Annotated in this window: 5 protein-coding genes and 2 pseudogenes; 3 read left to right on the top strand and 4 right to left on the bottom strand. The window is 39.1% G+C overall.

The window, feature by feature from the left end:
* Positions 1-188 (top strand): annotated as a pseudogene (locus tag QVP90_RS00360) (UDP-GlcNAc--UDP-phosphate GlcNAc-1-phosphate transferase); the annotation flags it as partial.
* Between the two features lie 49 nt (positions 189-237).
* On the opposite strand, the gene QVP90_RS00355 reads toward QVP90_RS00360, so the two are convergent.
* Both QVP90_RS00355 and QVP90_RS00350 read right to left on the bottom strand, forming a co-directional pair.
* Positions 238-564: a helix-turn-helix domain-containing protein gene (locus QVP90_RS00355; RefSeq protein WP_005930816.1), complete on the bottom strand. Its 327-nt coding sequence runs from the start codon at positions 562-564 to the stop codon at positions 238-240.
* Positions 565-568: 4 nt separating this feature from the next.
* Positions 569-916, bottom strand: a pseudogene (locus QVP90_RS00350) (type II toxin-antitoxin system RelE/ParE family toxin).
* A 313-nt stretch (positions 917-1,229) separates the two neighbouring features.
* Between QVP90_RS00350 and QVP90_RS00345 the strand changes: the two are divergent.
* Positions 1,230-1,535, top strand: a complete 306-nt coding sequence (locus QVP90_RS00345; RefSeq protein WP_005930820.1) for a DUF6922 domain-containing protein — start codon at positions 1,230-1,232, stop codon at positions 1,533-1,535.
* The gene (locus QVP90_RS00340) at positions 1,490-2,092 is read left to right on the top strand and encodes a nucleotidyl transferase AbiEii/AbiGii toxin family protein (RefSeq protein WP_005930823.1); all 603 of its coding nucleotides are present in this window, start codon (positions 1,490-1,492) and stop codon (positions 2,090-2,092) included. The genes QVP90_RS00345 and QVP90_RS00340 overlap by 46 nt, the downstream gene beginning before the upstream one ends.
* A gap of 99 nt (positions 2,093-2,191) precedes the next feature.
* Here the strand turns inward: QVP90_RS00340 and QVP90_RS00335 are convergent, their stop codons facing one another.
* Together QVP90_RS00335 and QVP90_RS00330 are read right to left on the bottom strand one after the other, a co-directional pair.
* Positions 2,192-3,223, bottom strand: coding sequence for a GNAT family N-acetyltransferase (locus tag QVP90_RS00335; protein ID WP_021935373.1), 1,032 nt, complete (start codon positions 3,221-3,223; stop codon positions 2,192-2,194).
* A 252-nt stretch (positions 3,224-3,475) separates the two neighbouring features.
* Positions 3,476-4,248 (bottom strand): L-lactate permease (locus QVP90_RS00330; RefSeq protein ID WP_288203568.1); only part of this gene is annotated, 773 nt, incomplete at its 5' end.

Here is a 4,248-nt window from a genome sequence, read left to right as displayed (position 1 = left end):
ATGAACTGAAGATCCCTCATGTGGTGGTTTCATCCGTATACATGCTGGTACAGGCATTGGTGATAGTCGGATACTTCTATTTTTATTCGTATGGTTATTGGTATTTGTTGGCTACCGTACTTATATTGGGTACGCTATACGTGTTGTTTATGAAAAAGTATTTTCGACTACATCTCATGAATAAATAGGCTGAGAAATATATAAACCTTTTATCCGCTTATCTTTTTATATTCTAAGTTACCACAAAGCAACTTTCCCTAAATTCCCAATTTCTAATTTGGCACTTATTCCCATTGCTTTAAAAATTCTTGCTATGGTAGAAAATGTTAGATTCTTTCCACTCTCTATACGAGAAATTTGTGCTCTTTGTACACCGATTAAACTACCAAGTTCTTCTTGTGTCATATTCTTTGATAGCCTGGCCTGTTTGATCGCTTCACCAATGAAGTGAGAATGCACATCAGTTTGCAAATCAACTTCATATTTGTCTCGCTTAGGAGTACCTTTTTTCCCTATATATTTGTCCTCAATTTCTCCGAGGGTATAAAATTTGTTATCTTTCATATCACTATTTTTTAGAGTTGAAATATTCTTTTCTTATTTCTTGGGCTTTTGTTATTTCTTTTGATGGAGTCTTTTGAGTTTTTTTGATAAATCCGTGTGTTGCAATCACTAAAGTATCTATATTACTCGTCTTATCCCAAAAAGCTAACAAGCGGTATTGAGCATTATTATATCTTGTTCTAAATTCTCATATATCTGTATCATCCAGCTTTTTAAAGAGCTCGGGGTCTATAGTATATGTAGATTTACGGATGTTATAAATGATCTTCTCCCGAATTTTAGAATTTAGTCCCTCAAGGAAATCACTCGCTTCAGATGATAATATCACATTAATTTTAGCCTTGGTTTCCATTACTTTATTTTGATACAAAGATAAAGAAATAGTTCCATATGAAGAAACATTTTGAGGGAAAAAGCATTAGCACTCAAATCTGAAACTGAAACAAGTTTAGTATTATCTCAGTACAGTCGTTTTGTCGTGTTATAAACATCGAGGTAATCATTTCCTCAGTTGTATTACGCAGTTGTTTGCTACGGATTTAAAGCCAAATATTTTTTGATTAATGGTAAATCGCGTATAAGTTGGTTTGTGTTGTAGAAAAGAATCTGGTTTGATTTTGTATATTTGGATAAATGTGTTACTTTTGTTATCAAAGAAGATTTTTATGACAGCAAACGAATGTATAAATACGTTTTCTAATCATCTTTTTTGGGATGTACACAAAGAAGATATTGATATTGACAGGCATTCTAAATATATAATAAAAAGAGTGTTGGAATATGGTGTCTGGAATGATTGGATGGTATTACGTATTTATTATGGTTTACCTCGAATCGTAGAAGAAGTAAAAAAGATGAGAGATTTGGAACCCCGTGCTTTAGCTTATATTGCTTCCATTTCGAATACTCCTAAAGAAGAATTCAGATGTTACACTTATCAACACTCGATACCACAACACTGGAACTTCTAAGGAAGTTACAGAGTATCCCCGCATTATGTAAAACTCGCTTGGTGGGAGGCACTGCTTTAGCTTTGCAAATAGGACATCGGAAATCTATAGATTTAGATTTTTTTGGTAAAATAGAGGTGGAAAAGGATGAACTTGTAATAGCATTGGAACAAATAGGTGCTTTGACAGTATTGAAAGAATCTCCTCGTATTCATATTTATTTGTTGAACAATGTTAAGATTGATATTGTAGATTATCAATATTCATGGGTTGATGATGTAGTAGTAAAACAAGGAATTCGGATGGCGAGTTTAAAAGATATAGCAGCAATGAAAGTTACAGCTATTATTGGGAGGGGGACTAAAAAGGATTTTGTTGATATTGCTTTCTTATTGCGGTATTTCTCTATGAATGATATATTGGATTTTTACTCTCAAAAGTATCCGGATGGGTCTATTTTTATGGCAATGAAAAGTTTAGCATATTTTGATGATGCTGAAGAGGACATAATGCCGTATATGTTAACTGATATAACGTGGGAAAATATTAAGCAACAGATATTGTCTAATATTTTTTGATAATAATTAATAATATACTTTCGATAATAAAAACGTAAAGCGGCATGTCTATTTTCCGAAGACATGCCGCTTTACATTTTATAGCTCTCCTTTGACGAACTATGTCAGTTTTACCACTCCCGTAACTTGATCCAGTGCTCCGGGAACCAATTCGTATCCCATCGCATAAGGTTCCGGAATTTCCGGGTTGGTAAGTCCGAATTCACGGATTGATTTGAATCCGAAGCGGTGATAATATTCAGGATCGCCACAAAGGAACGCTGCTTTGTATCCCAACTCGCGTCCCCGTCTGAGACCTTCTTTCATTAATGCGGAACCCACACCGTGGTCTCTATATTCCAATAACACGGATAGGGGGGCCACTAATAAAGATTCAAATTTGTTTCTGTCTTCCTGTATCACGTACATCCGGGTGAGCAGAATATGGCCGATTAATTTTCCATTCAGTTCGGCTACTAATCCTAATTCGGGGATGTAGTTTTCACTGTTCCACAGATTTACGGTGAAGTCCTGTTCATCGCCGTCGGCTACTTTGGCAGTCTGGAAGGCGGTTTGTATTAAGTGGTATAACTCGTGCCGGTCTTGCTTGGTTTCTTGTCTGATAACTATAATTTCTTTCTTTTCCATTGTTTTTTTATTTAATTTCCACCAGATACTGTCTGCTGATTCTTTAAACTGCTTCATCTTGCTTTTCTGTAATACATATTGGGAAGCGATATTGTCTTTTTCGGTTTCCGCTATGACGGATTGTACCCCTGCAATGTCGAAAGCCCATTTACATAAGGCTTTCAGAGCTTCGGTCATATAACCGTGGTTCCGGTAGGAAGCATATATCCCGTAACCGACTTCGACGCTGCCTTCCGCATCGGGGAGGTTTTTGAAACAGGCGGAGCCGATGGCTTTGTTTTCTGATTTCAAGATGATCTGCCAGTTGGTCAGCAGGAGAAAGTTTTCGGGATGCTTGCCGGCAAGCTGATATTGACCGGTCATAGCCTGACGGGTATGCGGATCAAGTGTTTCGTTGGAAGGAGTCAGCCTTAAGGCGTTTTCCATAAAGTGTACTCCATTCAGAAGCAGGGCGAACTGCTCCGAATCGAATGGTATGATTCTTAAACGTTTTGTTTCTATCATATGATTTCTGTTGATAAAATGTTGAGTAAATAGGAGATGATCTCATGATCTGTCTCCATTAAAAAAAATAAGAATAGGATTCCTGTCCGGATAGAATATGCCGGATTTTACAAAGGAGGGGATAGCCAGATGAGTAGTGAGAACTACAGGCTATTTAGCACACCAATATATTGGAAGATGAAGGATTTGTTTTCAAAAAATGTTTTTTATTTCGTTGCCAAATATAGAACTTTAAATTTAAATATTGCGTCTTTAGCTGAAAATAAAGACGATAACTCCTGTTATCACTACATAGGCCAGTGCATAGGGGATGGCTGCTTTTAGGATTTCTCCCTCTTTTCCCTGCTGGTTGCTTGCCGAGGTAGCGATAGCGATGCTTTGGGGAGATATGATTTTACCTCCTGTCGCACCGACCGTATTGGCGGCCGACAACCAGTCCGGACTCACGTTGATGTGTCCGGCGACGCTGGCTTGCAGCTTTCCGAAAAGGATATTCGATGAGGTATCACTGCCGGTGATGAAAGTACCGAGACATCCGATGACGGGGGCAAAAAGCGGATAAAGGCTTCCGGTAGCAGTAGCCAGGGCAGTGGCGATTACGGCAATCATTCCTGCCGTATCCATGATGGTGGAAAGGCCGACAAGGCAGATGACCGTGATGAACGTTTTCTTCAATTGCTTCACCGTATGCCAAAGTACGGTGAACATCTCTTTGACTCCGGCACCTTGTATGAGCCCTCCAATAAACGTGCCTATGAAGAGAAGTACTCCTGCATGGGTGAGCCACGAGATGGTATAGTTTAGGGTCGAGTCCCCGACAGGCAGGCTGATGCGGGTGACCCAGTTATTTTCGAGTGTATGGCGCAGGCCGGGAAACAGAGGACTGGTCAGTATGATCAACAAGAGGATGAGCAGGTAGATGCTCCAGGCGTTGAGAATATCTTTCGTCCGCAGAGGGTTCTTGCGGGCACGTTCTTCTTTCGGGGCGGTGAGCTTTCCGTAGATGACGATCACGATGATCGAAA

The sequence above is a fragment of the Bacteroides sp. CAG:189 genome (assembly GCF_000432295.1).
GTDB lineage: Bacteria > Bacteroidota > Bacteroidia > Bacteroidales > Bacteroidaceae > Bacteroides > Bacteroides salyersiae.
Note: the sequence above shows the minus strand (reverse complement) of the source record. Positions and strands in the feature narration are given on the sequence as shown.

Bases quoted from the DNA above. Each gene is read 5' to 3' on its own strand.
- QVP90_RS00340 (WP_005930823.1), top strand. From the start codon at position 1,490: ATGTTACACTTATCAACACTCGATACCACAACACTGGAACTTCTAAGG.
- QVP90_RS00335 (WP_021935373.1), bottom strand. From the start codon at position 3,223: ATGATAGAAACAAAACGTTTAAGAATCATACCATTCGATTCGGAGCAG.
- QVP90_RS00345 (WP_005930820.1), top strand. From the start codon at position 1,230: ATGACAGCAAACGAATGTATAAATACGTTTTCTAATCATCTTTTTTGG.
- QVP90_RS00355 (WP_005930816.1), bottom strand. From the start codon at position 564: ATGAAAGATAACAAATTTTATACCCTCGGAGAAATTGAGGACAAATAT.